Source organism: Pseudomonas putida (assembly GCA_029953615.1).
Classification (GTDB): Bacteria; Pseudomonadota; Gammaproteobacteria; order Pseudomonadales; family Pseudomonadaceae; genus Aquipseudomonas.
Genome location: CP124529.1, coordinates 2,592,104 through 2,610,668, shown reverse-complemented (window position 1 = coordinate 2,610,668; position 18,565 = coordinate 2,592,104). Strand labels below are relative to the sequence as shown.

Annotated in this window: 15 protein-coding genes and 1 pseudogene; 7 read left to right on the top strand and 9 right to left on the bottom strand. The window is 62.1% G+C overall.

Translation table 11 applies throughout. The features are described from left to right. The first annotated feature begins 197 nt into the window (after positions 1-197). Entirely contained in the window at positions 198-1,775 is a 1,578-nt protein-coding gene (gene gshA / locus QIY50_11890) for a glutamate--cysteine ligase (GenBank protein WGV22791.1), read from the top strand. Continuing rightward, positions 1,775-2,410, top strand: a complete 636-nt coding sequence (locus QIY50_11885; GenBank protein WGV22790.1) for a TetR/AcrR family transcriptional regulator — start codon at positions 1,775-1,777, stop codon at positions 2,408-2,410. The genes gshA and QIY50_11885 overlap by 1 nt, the downstream gene beginning before the upstream one ends. A 156-nt stretch (positions 2,411-2,566) precedes the next feature. Here the strand turns inward: QIY50_11885 and QIY50_11880 are convergent, their stop codons facing one another. Then, a complete protein-coding gene (locus QIY50_11880) occupies positions 2,567-2,734 on the bottom strand; it encodes a hypothetical protein (GenBank protein WGV22789.1) in 168 nt (55 codons plus the stop codon). Between the two features lie 471 nt (positions 2,735-3,205). Here QIY50_11880 and QIY50_11875 point away from each other — a divergent pair, with 471 nt between their 5' ends. Continuing rightward, positions 3,206-7,189 (top strand): hypothetical protein, encoded by a 3,984-nt coding sequence (locus QIY50_11875; GenBank protein ID WGV22788.1) that lies wholly within the window; start codon positions 3,206-3,208, stop codon positions 7,187-7,189. Positions 7,190-7,211: 22 nt separating this feature from the next. Then, positions 7,212-7,982 (top strand): hypothetical protein, encoded by a 771-nt coding sequence (locus QIY50_11870; GenBank protein WGV22787.1) that lies wholly within the window; start codon positions 7,212-7,214, stop codon positions 7,980-7,982. Positions 7,983-8,126: 144 nt separating this feature from the next. Here the strand turns inward: QIY50_11870 and QIY50_11865 are convergent, their stop codons facing one another. From QIY50_11865 to QIY50_11830, 8 genes are all read right to left on the bottom strand, one after another. Further along, positions 8,127-8,342 carry a molybdopterin-binding protein gene (locus tag QIY50_11865; GenBank protein WGV22786.1) on the bottom strand — a complete coding sequence of 72 codons (216 nt, stop codon included), beginning with the start codon at positions 8,340-8,342 and terminating at the stop codon, positions 8,127-8,129. Positions 8,343-8,370: 28 nt separating this feature from the next. Beyond that, entirely contained in the window at positions 8,371-9,183 is an 813-nt protein-coding gene (ssuB, locus tag QIY50_11860) for an aliphatic sulfonates ABC transporter ATP-binding protein (GenBank protein WGV22785.1), read from the bottom strand. Next, on the bottom strand, positions 9,180-9,977 hold the full coding sequence (gene ssuC / locus QIY50_11855) for an aliphatic sulfonate ABC transporter permease SsuC (GenBank protein WGV22784.1): 798 nt from the start codon (positions 9,975-9,977) through the stop codon (positions 9,180-9,182). Before ssuC ends, ssuB begins: the two co-directional genes overlap by 4 nt. A 10-nt stretch (positions 9,978-9,987) precedes the next feature. Beyond that, positions 9,988-11,136: an FMNH2-dependent alkanesulfonate monooxygenase gene (gene ssuD, locus QIY50_11850; GenBank protein ID WGV22783.1), complete on the bottom strand. Its 1,149-nt coding sequence runs from the start codon at positions 11,134-11,136 to the stop codon at positions 9,988-9,990. Between the two features lie 60 nt (positions 11,137-11,196). Next, on the bottom strand, positions 11,197-12,162 hold the full coding sequence (locus QIY50_11845; GenBank protein WGV22782.1) for a sulfonate ABC transporter substrate-binding protein: 966 nt from the start codon (positions 12,160-12,162) through the stop codon (positions 11,197-11,199). 84 nt (positions 12,163-12,246) lie between these two features. Next, positions 12,247-12,840 carry an NADPH-dependent FMN reductase gene (ssuE, locus tag QIY50_11840; GenBank protein ID WGV22781.1) on the bottom strand — a complete coding sequence of 198 codons (594 nt, stop codon included), beginning with the start codon at positions 12,838-12,840 and terminating at the stop codon, positions 12,247-12,249. A gap of 286 nt (positions 12,841-13,126) precedes the next feature. Continuing rightward, complete coding sequence (locus tag QIY50_11835) at positions 13,127-13,765, bottom strand: peroxiredoxin (protein ID WGV22780.1); 639 nt, start codon at positions 13,763-13,765, stop codon at positions 13,127-13,129. A 168-nt stretch (positions 13,766-13,933) separates the two neighbouring features. Next, entirely contained in the window at positions 13,934-15,280 is a 1,347-nt protein-coding gene (locus QIY50_11830; GenBank protein ID WGV22779.1) for an OprD family porin, read from the bottom strand. Between the two features lie 622 nt (positions 15,281-15,902). Here QIY50_11830 and tauA point away from each other — a divergent pair. The 3 genes and pseudogenes from tauA to tauC all read left to right on the top strand — a co-directional run bounded on the left by tauA (position 15,903) and on the right by tauC (position 18,527). After that, a pseudogene (gene tauA / locus QIY50_11825) lies at positions 15,903-16,875 on the top strand (taurine ABC transporter substrate-binding protein). A 27-nt stretch (positions 16,876-16,902) separates the two neighbouring features. Further along, a complete protein-coding gene (gene tauB, locus QIY50_11820; GenBank protein ID WGV22778.1) occupies positions 16,903-17,691 on the top strand; it encodes a taurine ABC transporter ATP-binding subunit in 789 nt (262 codons plus the stop codon). After that, positions 17,688-18,527, top strand: coding sequence for a taurine ABC transporter permease TauC (gene tauC / locus QIY50_11815; GenBank protein ID WGV22777.1), 840 nt, complete (start codon positions 17,688-17,690; stop codon positions 18,525-18,527). The genes tauB and tauC overlap by 4 nt, the downstream gene beginning before the upstream one ends. The last annotated feature ends 38 nt before the right edge of the window (positions 18,528-18,565 follow it).

Genomic DNA, 18,565 nt, shown 5'->3' with positions numbered 1-18,565 from the left:
ACAAGCCTGGATATCGTGGTTTACATGTGGAAGCCCGGCTTGCTGGCGATGGGCTGCCAAGCGGCCCTCGAAGTCGGCGCTGCGCAATGCCAGAACCGCGTAAACCAGGCGACAACGCCAGTTCCTTTTCCCACTACCCTTGTAGACCGTCTTTTCTACCCCCATATTGGGGCGACTGACGCGTGAAGGAATACATCTTGAGCGACCTCCTCAACCGCCGCCTGAGCCTGCTCGGCGCCAATCTCCCCCTGCTCAAGCAGTGCCTGCACGGTATTGAGCGCGAATGCCTGCGCGTGACCGACGAAGGTCGCCTGGCCCAGACCCCGCATCCGCAAGCACTGGGGTCGGCGCTGACCAACGAGCAGATCACCACCGATTATTCCGAGTCGCTGCTGGAGTTCATCACCCCAGCCCTGCCCGACCCGGCCAAGGTGCTGGAAAGCCTCGAAGAGACCCACCGTTTCGTCTACAGCAAGCTGGGCGACGAATACCTGTGGAGCCCGTCGATGCCCTGCACGCTGCCGGCCGAGGAGGACATCCCGATCGCCGAGTACGGCAGCTCGAACATCGGCAAGCTCAAGCACGTCTACCGCAAGGGCCTGGCCCTGCGCTACGGCCGCACCATGCAGTGCATCGCCGGTATCCATTACAACTTCTCGCTGCCCGAAGCGCTGTGGCCGTTGCTGCGCGCCGCAGAAGGCGGCAGCGAGAGCGACCGCGACTACCAGTCGTCGGCCTATATCGCGCTGATCCGCAATTTCCGCCGCTACAGCTGGCTGCTGATGTACCTGTTCGGCGCCTCGCCGGCCCTGGACAAAGGCTTCATGCGTGGCCGCCCGCACCAGCTCGAAGAGCTGGACGCCGAAACCCTGTACCTGCCCTACGCCACCAGCCTGCGCATGAGCGACCTGGGCTACCAGAGCAACGCCCAGGCCGGTCTCACGCCGTGCTACAACAACCTGGCCAGCTACACCGACAGCCTGCGCAAGGCGGTAGGCACGCCCTACCCGCCTTACGTCGAAGTCGGCACACACGTGGATGGCGAGTGGGTACAGCTGAACACCAACATCCTGCAGATCGAGAACGAGTACTACTCGAACATTCGCCCCAAGCGCGTCACCTACACCGGCGAACGACCGATCCAGGCCCTGACCTCGCGCGGCGTGCAGTATGTGGAAGTGCGCTGCCTGGACATCAACCCGTTCCTGCCGGTGGGCATCGACCTGACCGAGGCGCGCTTCCTGGACGCGTTCCTGCTGTTCTGCGCACTGGAAGACAGCCCGCAACTGGATAACGGCGAATGCGGCCAGTGCACCAGCAATTTCCTGACCGTGGTCAAGGAAGGCCGTCGCCCGGACCTGGAACTGCACCGCAATGGCCAGCCGATCGGCCTGAAAGACTGGGCCAGCGAGCTGATCGAGCGTATCCGCCCACTCGCTGAGCTGCTCGACCAGGCGCAAGGCGGCGCAGAACACGGCAAGGCCCTGGATGCCCAACAAGCCAAGGTAGACGACGCCTCGCTGACCCCGTCGGCCCAGGTGCTGGCGCGCATGACCGAGCATGACGAAAGCTTCGTCAGGTTCTCCCTGCGCCAGAGCCGTATTCACGCCGAAACCTTCCGCGAACAGCCACTGCCAGTCGAACGTCAGCAAGCCTTCGAAACCCTGGCCCGCGAATCACTGGCCGAACAGTCGCGCCTGGAACAGCAGGAAGTGGGCGACTTCGACCTGTTCGTCGGCGCCTACCAGGCCAGCATCCTGGCGATCAGCAACTGATGACCCGCAGCGCCAGCCCGCGCAAGCCGCGTGCCAGCAGCCAGGCCAGGATCGAGGCGATTCTGGCTGCTGCCCGCGAGTTGCTGGCCGAGCAAGGCGTAGCGGCGCTTTCGATCTATAGCGTGGCCGAACGCGCACAGATTCCACCGTCGTCGGTGTACCACTTTTTCGCCAGCGTGCCGGCTTTGCTGGAGGCGTTGACGGCCGACGTGCACCGGGCGTTTCGCGAGGCCTTGAGTGCACCGATCGACAGCTGCGCCTTCAGCACCTGGCACCAACTGTCGCGGCTGGTCGAGCAGCGCATGCTCGATATCTACAACGAGGATGCCGCAGCGCGTCAGTTGATCCTTGCCCAGCACGGGTTGAGCGAGGTAGTGCAGGCCGACCGCCAGCACGACATGGAACTGGGCGAATTGATGCATAGCTTGTTCGATCGGCATTTCCAGCTGCCGACGATGCCTAACGATGTGGATGTCTTCGCCTTGGCCATGGAGCTGAGCGATCGCGTCTACGCGCGCTCCATGCAGCTGTTCGAACAAATCACACCGCGCATGGCCGAGGAAGGCATGCGCGTATTCGAAGCCTATCTCTCGCTTTACTTGCCGCCCTTCCTGCCACTGCGCTGCAGCGGCTGAGATACAAGTACCACCCCTCGTACCACCGCGATCAATTCAATAAAGGGCAGTCAACACCAGCCCTTGAAGAGACGATTGCTCATGCCCACCTCTGCAAACCACCAGCGCGATCTGGTCAAGACACTGCCTGTTACCGGTACCGGCAGCCCCCGTCATCTACTGGCCGGCAAAGGCAACCTGCTCACGGCAGCGCGGCAATCCCTGGAACGCAGCACCAGACAGCTGCGAACCCTGTTGAGCCAGGCACCCAGCCTGCAGCAAACCGTGCACGACACCTTGCAGGCTCAACTGCAACTGGACCCCAGCCATTGCGGCTTGCGCCATGGCGAGAGCCAGGTGAGCATGCTGACATTCGCCACCCGCCTGCTGGCTGGCCCGGTCTTTGCCAATCCATTTGCCGACTGGACCCCGTGGGGCTTCACCGATACAGCGGCATACGCAACGACCACTGCCGATACATGGGCGCAGAACCTTGGCCCCGTGGTCAGGGCAGCGCAGTTTCACGCTGCGGGCAATTACTGGGATGGGCGCATGCCCGGTACCGATACCTCGCGAAAAGCCCAGGCAAGCAAACTGCTTCGCCAGCATTTCACCGGCAGCCTGGACACTGCATATGGCCTGGGCACGATAGATATCAAAGGTTGGCTGCGCGGCAGGGAGCCCTCGGCGCAACACGCCCTGCTGGAATGGCAACTGTCGCCAGGAAACACGCTGACCAGTACAGCCGCATTATTGATCCGCCCTCACGCAGGCCAGACACCCTGGCTGCTCTACCTGCCAGCCAGGTTGCATCCGGTGCTGGCGTTCAGCGATCTTGAATCGTTGCGTGACTGGGTCTTCGCCAATCGATCCTGGTTCTGGTCGGACCCCAGATCTTCCATTGTCGAAGGCGCACGACAGAACGTCGTCGTCACCGATGTGCAAAGCGATGGCTTCAGTGCACTACTGGCGGAAATGCTCCGCCAGGATCAGGAAATTACCCAGCACCACCTGCTTCAAGCCTGCCTGCAAAGCGAAACGGACTCACTGGACTTGTCCGACCTGCAAACCTGGGAACGCCAGCGCAGCGATCTGGTTCGCGAGGCACTCGATGCGACGCTGAAAAGCGCCATCGACCAGGTGAACGCTGACGATACCGCCCTGGCGGAGGAAGAGGCTCACTTCGCCTGCCTGGAACAACACCTGCCCATCGCCTGGCGCCAGCAGTCGATCGAGCGTCAGGAAACACTGCTGGAGCAGTATCTGGCCGGAGAGACAGCGCCCACCTCTGCCAAGGTCACGCTCCTGAGGGAACGCCAGGCAGCGCTCGAGGTACTTAAAGATGCCCGGGACGTCTTTTTGCTGGAACTGCCAGCCGTGCTGACGAGCACCAACCTCAAGGAACGCGTGGGTGACAACACGCCACTTGAACAGATCAGCGAAGGGCTTTGCCAAGCCTTGCTCAAGGAAGCTCGCCTGCAACACACCATGGGGGAGCTGTCAGATACGCATCTGGACTGGATCGAGCAGCTCGTCGACAGGCCCAAGCCTGGCCTGCAACGCCTGGTACAGGCCAACACCCTGGAGCTGGTGATTGCAGAACAGAGCTGGCAGTTGCACGGTTACATGACCTTCCGTGCCCTTCCCGGAGAAAACGACGACACCCACGCCCCCGGCATACTGCTTTACAGGCCAGGCCAACGTGGCGGGCTGCGGGCTTTCGAACACGAGGCGGCCCTTGCCGGAAGTCTGCTGGCTACGCTGCATGGCGCATGGCCGGACGCACTGCTGGAAGCGGCGCAGCCGGCCGACAGCCTGCAATTGCTGGAGGCTCTGGCCAACGCCACATCGGTATCGTTCAGCCATACAGCGATCGAGTCGCACTTCATGCAGCATTGCGTGGAGGCTATTGTTGCCGCGCTGCCTGCCGACATCTCGAAGGAGCATGTCCGACAGCGCCTGTGCATAAGCGCGAACCGCGCCAGGGAGATGGCCCTGGCACGGTTTGCGGAGAAGAACCGTACCAGCAGCATGCACGCACAGCTTGCCCCCTTGCGTCACCTTGACCCGCAGCAGCTCGACGGTATGGCCAAACAGGTCGATGCGTTGCGAGACGCACTGCTTGCCTCAAGCGACCTGCTCAGGATCAGCTTGCCGTCACGCAAGCAATTCACCCGCCACCTGTTGCATCAACATCTGCGCAACGAATTTGCCATTCAGGACATTCCGCAGATCATCCTCGACATCGCCGACAGCGTAGCCGTGAAAAAGGTGGTAACCGGCCAATCGGCCATTGGCGGCGCTGGGTCCCGGGATATACCGGTGTTCAGCGAAAAGCGCAGTGACGTTAATCTGGAAGCCTTCATACTGCTGGCACTGGATGATAATCGGCGGCTCAGGCTGGGCAATGCCACAATCAGGTGCAAGCCGGCGAACCGCACGCTGGAACTGGCACTTACGCCAGCCTATATCACCTCGATGATTACCCAGCTGGATGCCGCCGGCAGCTACGAACAACGTATCGTCAAGGCCTACCTGGGCTTTGCCCACGAGTCCGGCTGGCAGGCGCAATGGCGCCAGGAAACCCTGCGTGCGCCTTACGAACACCGCCTGCGGCTGCTGACCTTGAGCAGGCCAGCCAGCCTTGACACCGCAGGCCAGCAGCTATTGGAAAGGTTCTGCCATGAGCAGGTCGACGGCACTGTCGCCAGAACCATCACCTACCACGCGCTGGTGCTGGCACCGGGCACTGCTGCTGACGGGTCCAGTAACAGCGTGGGCCTGTCGGGTATCAGCGTCATCAAGGGTATGGCGGGGCCGGTACTGCTGTATATGCCGGATGCCCCCAACGGCAGGATCATCACTCAGCATGCAACCCCCCAGGTCGCCTGCGAGGCGCTGCAAACGATGGCGCTGGAGCGTGGCATGGCCCACTATCTGGCAACCCGGACGCAGGCCGGTAACCCGGATGAACATGAGCGGTACATCAACCAGGCATTGCGAACCGGATTCCGCACCTTCATAGGCATGGGTTCGGTGCGCAATGAAACCTTGCCAACCTACGAAGCCGCCCAGGACATGGGCGAACTCATCCGCACTCATCGCGCTACCTCGCGTAGCCAGGCCGACATGGCGCTTGCCGAGCCCGAGGTGTTCAACCGTTACTTCTTTCTCGGCTTGAGGCTGGCACTCAGCATATTGCCCGGCGCAGGCACAGCGTTGGCGCTGTACGATGGCTGGCACACGGCTAACGCCGCTGTCTCGGCATTCGACAGGGGTGAGCTGGAAGAGGGCCTGCAACACCTGGTCAGCCTGCTACAGTCATTGACCGATGCCCTGCTCACGCTTGCACCGGTGGCGGCCACCGCAGGCAACTCCGCAGCCACTGCACGCCAGTTGACCCGACAACGCCAGCGTCTTGACCCGTTCAGGCCAACCGGCGGAATTCGCAAGACCCCGCCAAGCCCATTCGCGGGTTACGAGGCAGAATTACCAGCAGGCCCGATGGTACCTTCCGCCCATCCCCAAGGGGCAAGTGTGTTCGAACACACTGCAAGCCAACAACACTTCATCTCGCGCAACAACGCCTGGTATGCAGTGGGCTGGGACCCGGCGCACGCCACCTGGCGGCTCAAACCCCAAGGCCTGCGCACCTACCGCCAACCTGTGCGCTTGAGTGAACAGGGGCTCTGGGAAACCCCGGGAAGGCTGAGCGGCCTGCTGGTCGACAACGGCCTGCAAGGCGGCGGCGGCATACTCACCACCCTGCACAATCAGGGCATCGCATACTGGCGCAGGATCCTTCGCCGACACCCCCGGCAATTGACCGGCATGGATCTCGCTCACGATATAAACGACGGGCTGGTGCGTACGCGAGATAGCCTGAGGACCAGGGAAGCCAGCTACCGCACGGCCCGCCAGGCAGTCGCAGATGGGGTTCGCCCTACCGACTCGCAAAGGGCTGCGCTCGCCAATGCACGTCGTCAGCTGGTCGAAGAACTCAACCGCAACATCGAGTTCAACACGCGCAGCCTTGTGCGCCTGCGCGAACAGCGTTCCACGCTGAGCAGGGCGGACCACGCCAGGTTCGCCGCAATATGTGAGGAAAACATCAGCGAGATGAGCGTCCGCGAGATGCGCCTGGTGTCGGAACGCTTCACCCTGGCGACGAATGAGGTCCAGCGTGCTAAAGCTGCGTTCCAGGCCCTGCATGGGCACACTGCCACCATCGAACGGGTGGAGCGCCTGACCCAGGAGGTATTGACGGCCAATCGCGAGCTGATCGAAACCTTGCAGGAAGTGGAGCGCTTGGCCATTCGTCATCAGGCGCAGGCGCAATACCTTGCAAGGCAGCGCATTGACCCGTTACCAGCTGTTGGTAGAAGAGACAGGATTGGTCCTCGATCTTACCAATGCACGACTTGTCCGGGCATCGATTCTTTCGCTGACGCTATTCAAGGCAAGCGCCGTCGGACATCCGCAGATCAGCGCATTCATGACACACTTCCACGAGCAAGGCGTTGCATTGCGCAGCACCCTCTACAGCCACCTGCAATTGCCCCAGGCCAGTCTAAGTCGAGCCCAGGAGCGCAACTTCCTGCGAAGCGCACAAAGCCACTACGCACGATTCCTGAATTACGTCAGGGCGTGGGAAGACAATTTCCAGAACCTTCTGTCGCCCGAGGAAAACCGTTCCCTGCGACAGCTGCTGCGTCAGCTGATCGACGACATCGAAAACAGCCTCGACAGGGCCAATGCCGCCCGACAACGCACCGGTCGCCAGCCTGGGCAGGGAATTAGCCGGCCACGCCTGTTCGAAACCGTGGAAGGCCCGCTGATCGGCACCGAGTACGTCGAGCGAGGGCAGGCACGCATGCGTATCAACCAGCCACATTCCGATCAAGCCCATACCACTTATGCCAGGAACGAAACAGGCCAATGGCAGTTGTCGACAACACAACGCGCGGCGCCCACCCAGACAATGGCGAACCTGGTGGAAACCGCCACGGCTCGTCTGGACGATATTCCCAGGCAGCAGGCCAAGCTACGCCGGTATCAGACGCCGCAAGCAGTCCCTGCCGACCTGGAGGACATCGCCCAAGGGCACGCGCAGCAGCTGCGCTTCATTGCCGACAGGATTGGTCAGAAAGCAGGGGATGCAATGACCGATGGGCAACGAACCTTGACGCAAAGGCTGAATACCGCTGCCGAGCAGATGGAGGCACTTGGCCGCGAACTGCGCATCGCCCAGACCAAGGTCACCAGAAAGCCTACCGTTGGTTATCTGGAATACCTGCTTGCCGAGCGGGAAGTCGAAATTGCCTGGTCGCGCACTTTGAATCCCAAGCTGGACCGCAAAGGCAACCCGGTCGAATACCTGGAGGAATATCGCATCCTTGATCGGAGTAGCCGGCAGGCCTTGTGGTATGCACACTTTCACTTCCGACAAAAACCGGCACAAGGTTTCAACCGGCTGGAAGCAGGCCACCTGAAACTGGCGAGCGAACGCGACATGGGGAACGGCGCCTGGCGCGGCAGCATGAACGAGACCCAGGCCAACCGGCTATTCGGCGATCTGCGGCCGGCCAGCTGACGCAGCATCATTGGGGCCGCTGTGCGGCCCTTCGCGGGCACGCCCGCTCCCACAGGGTCCGCGCAAAACCTGAAACCTGCGCAGGACCTGTGGGAGCGGGCGTGCCCGCGAAGGGCTGCCAAGCAGCCCCATGGTCAACACCCATCACAGCTTGGCGATAGACACTTCGGTCGATTTTACGAAGGCAATCACTTCACTACCCACTTGCAACTCCAGCTCACGCACGGAGCGGGTGGTGATGACCGAAGTGACGATGCCCGAGGCAGTCTGCACGTCGATTTCCGACAGTACCGGGCCTTCGAGGATTTCCTTCACGGTGCCTTTGAACTGGTTGCGAACGTTGATGGCTTTGATGGTCATGATTTGCTTCCTTTTAGCTTCTGGGGGTTCAGTGCGCCCAACGCAGTTGCGTGGGCAAAGGGGCTACAGGATCCGGCTCGGGCGCAGCGCCCGGGGCCGACAACACACGGTTGAGGACTTCGCTTTCCAGCGCGGCCAGGCGGTGCGAACCGCGCGCGCGAGGCCGTGCCAGGTCAACAGTGAGGTCGAGCCCGACCTCGCCGTCCTCGATCAGGATCACCCGGTCAGCCACGGCAACTGCCTCGCTGACATCGTGGGTCACCAGCAACACGGTGAAGCCGTGCTGACGCCACAGGCGTTCGATCAGTTGCTGCATCTCGATACGGGTCAATGCATCCAGCGCACCGAGCGGCTCGTCCAGCAGCAGCAGGCGCGGCTGGTGGATCAGCGCCCGGGCCAGGGCCACGCGCTGCTTCTGGCCGCCCGAGAGTGAAGCCGGCCATTCATTGGCGCGGTCGGCCAGGCCAACGGACTCCAACGCTTCCAGCGCACACGGGCGCCAGTCGCCAGACAAGCCCAGGCCAACGTTGTCGATCACCTTTTTCCACGGCAGCAGGCGTGCGTCCTGGAACATCAGGCGGGTTTCTTCGCGGGCCTGCTCCAGCGGCGCAGCGCCGGCCAGCAACTGACCTGCGGTCGGCTGGTCGAGACCCGCCAGCAGGCGCAGCAAGGTGCTCTTGCCGCAGCCGCTACGGCCAACGATGGCGACAAACTGACCGGCCGGAATGTGCAGCTCGATGCCCTTGAGCACTTCGCGCTGGCCAAAGGTCTTGCGCAGGCCGCTGGACGCCAGCGGGATGCCACGCAGCAGGCGTGGCGGCTGTTCCTTGAGTACGGTCATGCGCCCTCCTTCCTGGCCACTTGATACGCCGGATGCCAGCGTAGCCACACACGTTCCAGGCCGCGGGCGGCGAGGTCGGCAAGCTTGCCGAGCACGGCATACAGCACGATCGCCAGCACCACCACGTCGGTCTGCAGGAATTCACGAGCGTTCATTGCCAGGTAACCGATGCCGGCGTTGGCCGAGATGGTTTCGGCAACGATCAGGGTCAGCCACATGAAACCCAGGGCAAAACGTACGCCGACCAGGATCGACGGCAGTGCCCCTGGCAGGATCACCTGGCGGAACAGGCTGAAACCGGACAGGCCATAGCTGCGCGCCATTTCCACCAGCGCCGGGTCGACGTTGCGGATGCCGTGGTAGGTGTTCAGGTAGATCGGGAACAGCGTGCCCAGCGCGACCAGGAAGATCTTTGCCGACTCGTCGATGCCGAACCACAGGATCACCAGCGGGATTAGCGCCAGGTGCGGTACGTTGCGGATCATTTGCACCGAGCTGTCGAGCAGGCGCTCGCCCCACTTAGACAGGCCGGTGATAAAGCCCAACAGCAGGCCGATGCTACCGCCGATGACGAAGCCCAGCCCGGCACGCCAGCCACTGATGGCCAGGTGAGTCCAGATCTCGCCACTGCGCACCAGCTCCACGCCGGCACTGACCACGGCGCTGGGTGCCGGCAGGATACGCGTCGACAACCAGCCGGCGCTGACCGCCAGTTGCCAGGCGGCCAGCAGCAGTACCGGCAGCGCCCATGGCGCCAGGCGCTGGCCAAAGTTGTTGGAAGTTGCACGACTCATGGCCTGACCCTCAGCTCTGCGCCACGGACTTGGGCAGGATGTCGTTGGCCACCATTTCGCCAAACGGGCTCACATAACCGCCCGTCTTGGCTTGCTCCGGGCGTTGCACATCCAGGTGCGGGAACAGCAGCTCGGCCACCCGGTACGACTCTTCCAGGTGCGGGTAGCCGGAGAAGATGAAGGTATCGATGCCGAGCTCGGCGTATTCCTTGACCCGCGCCGCCACAGTCGGGCCATCGCCGACCAGTGCAGTGCCGGCACCGCCACGTACCAGGCCGACACCCGCCCAGAGGTTGGGGCTGACTTCCAGGTTGTCGCGTTTGCCGCCGTGCAGGGCCGCCATGCGCTGCTGGCCCACCGAGTCAAAACGTGCCAGCGATGCCTGGGCACGGGCGATGGTGTCATCGTCCAGGTGCGAGATCAGGCGGTCGGCGGCAGCCCAGGCTTCCTCGTTGGTTTCACGCACGATCACATGCAGGCGAATACCAAAGCGGACTTCCCGGCCTTGAGCGGCAGCTTTTTCACGCACCTGGGCGATTTTTTCGGCTACGGCTGCCGGTGGCTCACCCCAGGTCAGGTATAGCTCTACCTGTTCTGCGGCCAGGTCTTGCGCGGCTTCGGACGAGCCACCGAAATACAGGGGTGGTCGAGGCTGCTGGATCGGTGGATAGAGCAGCTTGGCGCCCTTCACCTGAATATGTTTACCGTCGTAATCGACGTTTTCACCTTCCAGCACTCTGCGCCAGATACGGGTGAATTCGACCGAGGCTTCATAGCGCTCTTCATGGCTAAGGTGCAGGCCATCACCAGCCAGCTCATCCGGATCACCCCCGGTCACCAGGTTGAACAGTGCACGGCCATTGGACAGGCGGTCCAAGGTCGCAGCCTGGCGCGCTGCCACGGTCGGCGAAATGATCCCGGGGCGCAGGGCAACCAGGAATTTCAGGCGCTCGGTCACCGGGATCAGCGACGCTGCCACCAACCAGGAATCCTCGCAGGAACGCCCGGTCGGAATCAGTACGCCACCAAAACCGAGACGGTCGGCAGCCTGGGCGATCTGTTGCAGGTAGCCGTGGTCGACGGCGCGGGCGCCCTCGGAAGTGCCCAGGTACTTGCCGTCACCGTGGGTAGGGAGGAACCAGAAAATGTTAAGGCTCATTGGAGTTGTCTCCTCAGGGGTGGCTCAAGCCGGAGTGACGCCCCGGCGCAGGCAAATCAATCAAGGCGCGTTGGCGACCTTGGCCGGTGGGGTCCAGATCACGTCCTTGATGCTCAACGGCTTGGGTATCAGCTTGAGCGCCTGGAAGGCGTCTGCGATCTTCTGTTGCGCGACGATCACTTCAGGAGTGAGCGGTGCTGCACCGTAGCCCTGGCGCTTGACCGAGGTCAGGGTGATGTCCGCGGGCAGGCCGAGCAGCGGGGCGACCTGGTCAGTGACCTGCTGGGGGTTGGCCTTGGACCATTCGCCCACGGCGCGCACTTCTTCGATCAGGGTGTTGATCACCGCCGGGTGCTGGGTCGCGTAGTTGCGGGTGGCCAGGTAGAACTGATGGTTGTCGACCAGGCCCTGACCATCGCGCAGGGTATGAGCCTGCAGCTGTTTCTCGGCGGCAGCCTGGTACGGGTCCCAGATCACCCATGCATCCACGCTGCCACGCTCGAAGGCGGCACGGGCATCGGCCGGAGGCAGGTACACCGGCTGGATGTCGCTGTACTTCAGCCCTGCATCTTCCAGCGCTCGCACCAGCAGGTAATGGACGTTGGAGCCTTTGTTGAGGGCGACTTTCTTGCCCTTGAGGTCTTTGACCGACTGGATCGGCGAGCCCTTCGGCACCAAAATCGCCTCGCTGTGCGGCGCTGGCGGCTCGTAGGCGACGTACAGCAGGTCGGCACCGGCGGCCTGGGCGAACACCGGCGGGGTTTCGCCGGTGACGCCAAAATCGATAGAGCCGACGTTCAGTCCCTCAAGCAGCTGCGGGCCGCCGGGGAACTCGGTCCATTGCACCTGCACGCCCTGCTCGGCCAGGCGCTTTTCCAGCGTGCCCTTGGCCTTGAGCAGCACCAGGGTGCCGTATTTCTGGTAACCGATACGCAGGCTCTCGGCCTGTGCTTGGGTGATGGCGCCGAAGGACACAGCCGCCGCAAACAGGGCGACCAGACCGCGACGCAAGAAGACTGTGCGCATGGCGCTCTCCTGTGCGAGTAGGTTCGGGTTGCACCTGCTTGCCTCGTTGTCGGGCGAGTAAGGTGGTGAAGCGGGTTGAGCCGGTCAGATGCTCCAGCGAGCGCTGATCAGGCGTTCGTTCAATATGCCGGGGGCCACGGGGCGCGGCCGGCGGGCCAGTGCAACATGAAACGTTTCCAGCGCATCCTGCAGGCGTTCTTCCAGCGCCGCTGCCAGCTGCGCGGGCCTGCTGCCTTCTGCGTAGGCGACCTGGCTGTCGTCGGCGAAGATCCCTTGCAGGGTCTCCTGCGCCTTGAGTGCCGACAGCACAGGTTTCAGTGCGTAATCCACCGCCAGCATGTGGGCGATGCTGCCGCCGGTGGCGATCGGCAACACGATCTTGTGTGCCAGGGCGCGTTCGGGCAGTAGGTCGAGCAAGGTTTTCAGGGCCCCGGCGAATGAGGCCTTGTACACCGGCGTGGCGACGATCAGGCCATCGGCCTGGGCCACAAGCTGCTGGAAGTGCTGCACCTGCGGGCTGTCGAAACGGGCGTGCAGCAGGTCTTCAGCGGGAAAGTCACGTACCTGGAACGTCACTACCTCTACACCCTGGTCCTGCAGCCACTGGCGAGAACGCTCCAGCAGCACGCCGGAGCGTGAACGGGTACTGGGGCTACCACCGATTGAGACGACCAGCATTGAAGCGCTTCCTTGTGTTCTGTTGGGAGTGACATTAACAGTCACCGCATATATCTAGAAATCATATTTTTTCATTTGTTTATTCCATTTGTGTTTTTTCTTCAGGGCGTATTCGCGGGCACGCCCGCTCCCACAGGTTTTGTGACAAAGCTGAGAACTGCGCAGTTCCTGTGGGAGCGGGCATGCCCGCGAAGGAGCCTGCGCGGGTTCAGCAAGGCATAAAAAAGGGCCGTCGAAACGGCCCGAATATCCCTGCTTGGCTAAGAGCAATGCAACGAGGAATGCTTTAACGATTGGGCTGCGGGGTCAGCCGCAAATAGGGTTTGATCGCCCGGTAACCTTTAGGGAAGCGCTGCCTGATCTCTTCCTCGTCCTTGAGCGAGGGCACGATCACCACATCGTCACCGTCCTGCCAGTTGCCTGGTGTGGCGACCTTGTGGTTGTCGGTCAGCTGCAGCGAGTCGATCACCCGCAAGATTTCGTTGAAGTTGCGCCCGGTACTGGCCGGATAGGTGATGGTCAGGCGCACCTTCTTGTTCGGGTCGATGACGAACAGTGAGCGCACCGTCAGGGTGTCGCTGGCGTTCGGGTGAATCAGGTCGTACAGGTCGGACACCTTGCGGTCGGCGTCGGCAATGATCGGAAAGTTGACCACGGTGTTCTGGGTTTCGTTGATGTCATCGATCCAGCGATGGTGCGAATCGACCGGGTCCACCGACAGGGCAATGGCCTTCACACCGCGCTTGGCAAAATCGTCCTTCAGCTTGGCGGTCAGGCCCAGCTCGGTGGTGCACACCGGGGTGAAGTCGGCCGGGTGAGAGAACAACACCCCCCAGCTGTTGCCCAGCCACTCGTGGAAGCGGATTTTGCCTTCGCTGGAATCCTGTTCGAAATCGGGGGCGATATCGCCGAGTTTGAGGCTCATGGGCTGCGGCTCCTGTGCTGGGTTCTGTACCGTGTGGGTTCAATGTGCCTGCGTTCGATTAAAAATAAAAAGAATAAATACTGATTTATTTATAACCATAACGCATACAAAATTGCAGATACAAAAAAGCCTCGCACTAGGCGAGGCTCTTTGTGTAACACCACGAACTCACATGAAGGCGTAAGTGTAGTTCACGATGAAGCGAGTTTGGTCCTGGTCAGAGCTGCTTTCGCCGCTACCACGGTAGACGCCTTGACGCAGGCTGAAGCCCAGGCCTTTGAGGGTACCCTGTTGAATGGTGTAGTCGACGCGCGCGTCACGTTCCCATTCGTTGTAGCTACCGTCGCCCGACTTGTTGCGGATATCGTCACCACGCAGGTAGGCCACCGAAGCCTTCAGGCCCGGAACGCCCAGGGACGCGAAGTCATAGGAGTACTGACCGAAGGTGGTGTTCTCACCGGCGCGAGCGAACTGGTTGATCATGCTGTCGGTGAACAGGTAGAAGCTGGAACCACCAGCGCCTTCCGAGGTGCCGCTGTCGTTGACCAGGCTGCCCTGGTTGAGCCATACGAAGCCGCCGTCGTCACCGACCTGCTGGTGACCGAGCATCAGTGCATGGCCACCCAGGGTGTAGGTGAACATGGCGGACCAGGTCTTGTTGTCGATCTTGCCGTCGGTCTTCTCGTAACCGCCGTTGTTGTTGAAGTTGTACTCGCCTGGGCCACCTTTCTTGTTCTTGCCGTCGGCGCTGCTATCGAAGTAGCGCAGGTCGGTCTTGAACGACTGGTCGTCAGCGATCTTGAAGACATGGGTAGCACCCAGGAAGTGCTGCTTGTAGAAGTCTTCCAGATTCGAGTAGTAGTACTGCAGGGTCAGGTCTGGAGTGAGTTTGTAGTCCAGGCCACCGTAGCGGAACTTGTTGCTTTCAGCGGTAGCGCCCGCAACGGACAGACCAGTACGGTTGCTCGAGGCACGACCCATGGCGTGGGTCAGCTGACCGGCGTTGATGGTCAGGTTGTCGATTTCCTTCGAGGTGATGGTGCCACCCTCGAAGGTTTGTGGCAGCAGACGACCATCGTTGGAGACCAGGATTGGCAGGTTCGGCGCGAGCGCGCTACCGAAATGCGCTTCGGTCTTCGAGAAGCGAGCCTTGGCGTTGGCACCGAAACGAGCCCACTGGGCTGCGGAACCCTTGCCGTCATCCGGGAAGAAACCGCTCTTGTGGTAACCCTCACCACCATCCAGATGAATACCCCACAGCGCCTGGGCATCAACACCAAAGCCAACGGTACCTTCAGTGAAGCCCGAGATGTAGTCGAGCTTGAAGCCCTGACCGGATTCACGCTGATCAGGGCGCTCCGCACCAGGCCTTGCGTGGTCTTCACGGTTGTCGTTGTTGAAGTACATGGTGCGCGAGCTGAGCGACAGTTTGCTGTCTTCAACGAAACCGGCAGCGCCTGCTTGTTGGGCAAGAACCCCCAGTGCCACGGCCAGGGCCAGGCTGGACTTGTACATGTTTTGCTCCTCTACGTTCTAATTCTTGTGTATCTCTGGCGGAAGGGTCTTGTGCCCCGCTCACCGTGGATTGGCGATTTAGTCCCAAAGAGTGACCGTTAAGTCAATCGTTTCTAAACGTTTCGCGACTTTGGTCTAAGGCCGCCACCTGCGCTACAGGATAATGACAATCCTATAAATCCAAAATGACCGTTTTATGAATTGGTAAGATTTTTAAGGAATATGTTAGGAACTGTTACTACGATTCGTTGTATCGACGCCACCATTCATAACCAACGGTTATTTGCAAACGTTTGCTCATAACCTAATTCCGTATCGTTCTATCGGGACGGAAAGCCTAGCAGCGGTCTCTGATTTCGCCATTGAGCGAAGTCACCCCCGAGTCGCGCCTTAGTGAGATCGATGTGGGAGCGGGCATGCCCGCGAACACCGGCGAAAGCCGGTGCCATCCACCGCGTCGCCTGCTTCGCGGGCATGCCCGCTCCCACACCGATCGCACTACGGCGGCATGATTAAGCAATCGGCTCCTAAGCTAATGCGAAAAAGTTATTTATTTTACTTTTCTTAGATCATTTAGCCTTCTCGCCATCCATCACACCGTTTGCCTGACGAGAGGTTCACCATGATCCCGCACGCTCCGCTGCGCCTGTTCGCCGCCCTGACCCTCGCCAGCGCCAGCTGGTTGGCCCAGGCCGCCGACCTCACCGTGGCCTACCAGACCACCGTCGACCCAGCCAAGGTTGCGCAGGTCGATGGCGACTACGAAAAAGCCAGCAAGGCCAGCATCGACTGGCGCAAATTCGACAACGGCGCCGATGTGATCACCGCCGTAGCCAGCGGCGATGTGCAGATTGGCTACCTGGGCTCCAGCCCGCTGGCCGCCGCCGCCACCCGCAAGCTACCGGTCGAGACCTTCCTCATCGCCACGCAGATTGGCCGCCGGTGAAGCACTGGTCGCCCGCGACAGCATCAAGACGCCGCAAGACCTGGTCGGCAAGAAAGTCGCCGTGCCGTTCGTCTCCACCGGCCACTACAGCCTGTTGGCTGCACTCAAGACCTGGAACATCGACCCGGCCAAGGTGCAGATCCTCAACCTCGCTCCACCGGCAATCATTGCCGCCTGGAAGCGCGGCGACATCGACGCAACCTACGTCTGGGACCCGGCCCTGGGTGTAGCCAAGGAGAACGGCAAGGTGCTGATCACTTCCGGCGAGCTGGCCAAGAAAGGTGCACCCACCTTCGACGCCTGGATCGTGCGCAAGGACTTCGCCGCCAAGCACCCCGACGTGGTCAAGGCCTTTGCCAAGGTCACCCTCGATGCCTACGCCGACTACCGCAAGAACCCGCAAGCCTGGCTGGCCAACCCCGACAACGTAAGCAAGCTGGCCAAACTGTCGGGCGCCAAGCCTGCCGACATCCCGGTGCTGCTGCAGGGCAACGTCTATCCGCTGGCCGCCGACCAGGCCAGCGCACTGGGCGCGCCGACCACCCAGGCGCTGACCGACACGGCTACCTTCCTCAAGCAGCAAGGCAAGGTCGACGCGGTGTTGCCGGACTATTCGCCGTACGTCAGCGCCCAGTATCTCCCCAACTAAGCCTGTAGAAGCCGACCGGAGCCTGCCATGGCCTTGCTCGAACTGGAGCGCATCAGCGCACAGTACCCCGGTGCCGAAACCCCGGTACTGGCCGACATCAACCTGAGCCTGGGGCCACGCCAGCTGCTGGTGGCCCTGGGGCCGTCCGGCAGCGGCAAGACCTCGCTGCTCAATCTGATCGCCGGCTTCGTCGCCCCCAGCGGCGGGCGTATCACCCTGGACGGCGTGGCCGTGCAGGGCCCCGGCGCCGAGCGCGGTGTGGTGTTTCAGGACGATGCGCTGCTGCCCTGGCAGAACGTGCTGGGCAACGTCGCCTTCGGCCTGGAACTGGCCGGCGTGCCACGCGCCGAGCGAGAAGCCAAGGCCCGCGAAATGCTGGCCCTGGTCGACCTCGACGGCTTTGGCGAACGGCGTATCTGGCAATTGTCCGGTGGCCAGAAGCAACGCGTGGGCCTGGCACGGGCATTGGCAGCCGACCCGCGCGTGTTGCTGATGGACGAACCGTTCGGCGCACTGGATGCCTTCACCCGCGAGCAGATGCAGGAGCTGTTGCTGCAGGTGTGGCAACGCACCGCCAAGCCGGTGTTCCTGATTACCCACGACATCGAAGAAGCCGTGTTCCTCGCCAGCGAGCTGGTGCTGCTGGCGCCCAACCCGGGGCGCGTGGTGGAACGCCTGCAGCTGGACTTCGGCCAACGCTATGCCGCCGGTGAACCGGCGCGTGCGATCAAGTCCGACCCGGCCTTCATCGAAACCCGCGAGCATGTGCTGGCGCGGGTGTTCTCCCAACGTCAAAGCCTGCAGGAGCGCGCATGAGCAGCCTGGACCTGCCGGTCGCCGGCAAACGCAACACCCAACCCCGGCCAGCCACCAAGCTGCGCCGCCCCCTGCCCACCCGCTGGATCAGCACCTTGACCCTGGCCAGCTTGCTGCTGGCCTGGTGGCTGGTGACCGCAGCCGGCTGGATCGAGCCACTGTTCCTGCCCTCGCCCGCCGACATCCTGGCCAAGGCCGGGACCTTGCTTACCCAAGGCTACATGGATGCCAGCCTGTGGCAGCACCTGGGTGCCAGCCTGGGGCGCATCGGCGTGGCCCTGCTGGCAGCCACCCTCACCGCCATCCCGGTGGGTATCGCCATCGGCTACAACCGCGTGGCCCGCGGCATTCTCGACCCGCTGATCGAGTTCTACCGGCCGATCCCGCCGCTGGCCTACCTGCCATTGATCGTCATCTGGTGCGGCATCGGCGAGCTGTCCAAGGTGCTGCTGATCTACCTGGCGATCTTCGCCCCCATCGCCATTGCCACCGCCACCGGCGTGCGCACGGTCGACCCGGCCAAGCTGCGTGCCGCGCAGTCGCTGGGCGCGACCAAGGCGCAGCTGATTCGTCATGTGATCCTGCCCAGCGCCCTGCCCGACATCCTTACCGGCATCCGCATTGGCCTTGGGGTCGGCTGGTCGACCCTGGTGGCCGCCGAGTTGATCGCCGCTACCAGCGGCCTGGGCTTCATGGTGCAGTCGGCAGCGCAGTTCCTGGTTACCGATGTGGTAGTGCTGGGCATCCTGCTGATTGCCCTGATCGCCTTCGCCCTGGAAATGAGCCTGCGTGCCCTGCAACGCAAGCTGGTGCCTTGGCATGGGCAGAGCCACTGAACCCTGTTGACCACGCCAGCAGCCTGGCGCCTGATTGA

Excerpts from the sequence above, each read along its gene's own strand:
- QIY50_11885 (WGV22790.1), top strand. The coding sequence starts at position 1,775 with ATGACCCGCAGCGCCAGCCCGCGCAAGCCGCGTGCCAGCAGCCAGGCC.
- QIY50_11880 (WGV22789.1), bottom strand. The coding sequence starts at position 2,734 with ATGGCGCAAGCCGCAATGGCTGGGGTCCAGTTGCAGTTGAGCCTGCAA.
- QIY50_11865 (WGV22786.1), bottom strand. The coding sequence starts at position 8,342 with ATGACCATCAAAGCCATCAACGTTCGCAACCAGTTCAAAGGCACCGTG.
- ssuB (WGV22785.1), bottom strand. The coding sequence starts at position 9,183 with ATGACCGTACTCAAGGAACAGCCGCCACGCCTGCTGCGTGGCATCCCG.
- ssuC (WGV22784.1), bottom strand. The coding sequence starts at position 9,977 with ATGAGTCGTGCAACTTCCAACAACTTTGGCCAGCGCCTGGCGCCATGG.
- ssuD (WGV22783.1), bottom strand. The coding sequence starts at position 11,136 with ATGAGCCTTAACATTTTCTGGTTCCTCCCTACCCACGGTGACGGCAAG.
- QIY50_11845 (WGV22782.1), bottom strand. The coding sequence starts at position 12,162 with ATGCGCACAGTCTTCTTGCGTCGCGGTCTGGTCGCCCTGTTTGCGGCG.
- ssuE (WGV22781.1), bottom strand. The coding sequence starts at position 12,840 with ATGCTGGTCGTCTCAATCGGTGGTAGCCCCAGTACCCGTTCACGCTCC.
- QIY50_11835 (WGV22780.1), bottom strand. The coding sequence starts at position 13,765 with ATGAGCCTCAAACTCGGCGATATCGCCCCCGATTTCGAACAGGATTCC.
- QIY50_11830 (WGV22779.1), bottom strand. The coding sequence starts at position 15,280 with ATGTACAAGTCCAGCCTGGCCCTGGCCGTGGCACTGGGGGTTCTTGCC.
- tauB (WGV22778.1), top strand. The coding sequence starts at position 16,903 with ATGGCCTTGCTCGAACTGGAGCGCATCAGCGCACAGTACCCCGGTGCC.
- tauC (WGV22777.1), top strand. The coding sequence starts at position 17,688 with ATGAGCAGCCTGGACCTGCCGGTCGCCGGCAAACGCAACACCCAACCC.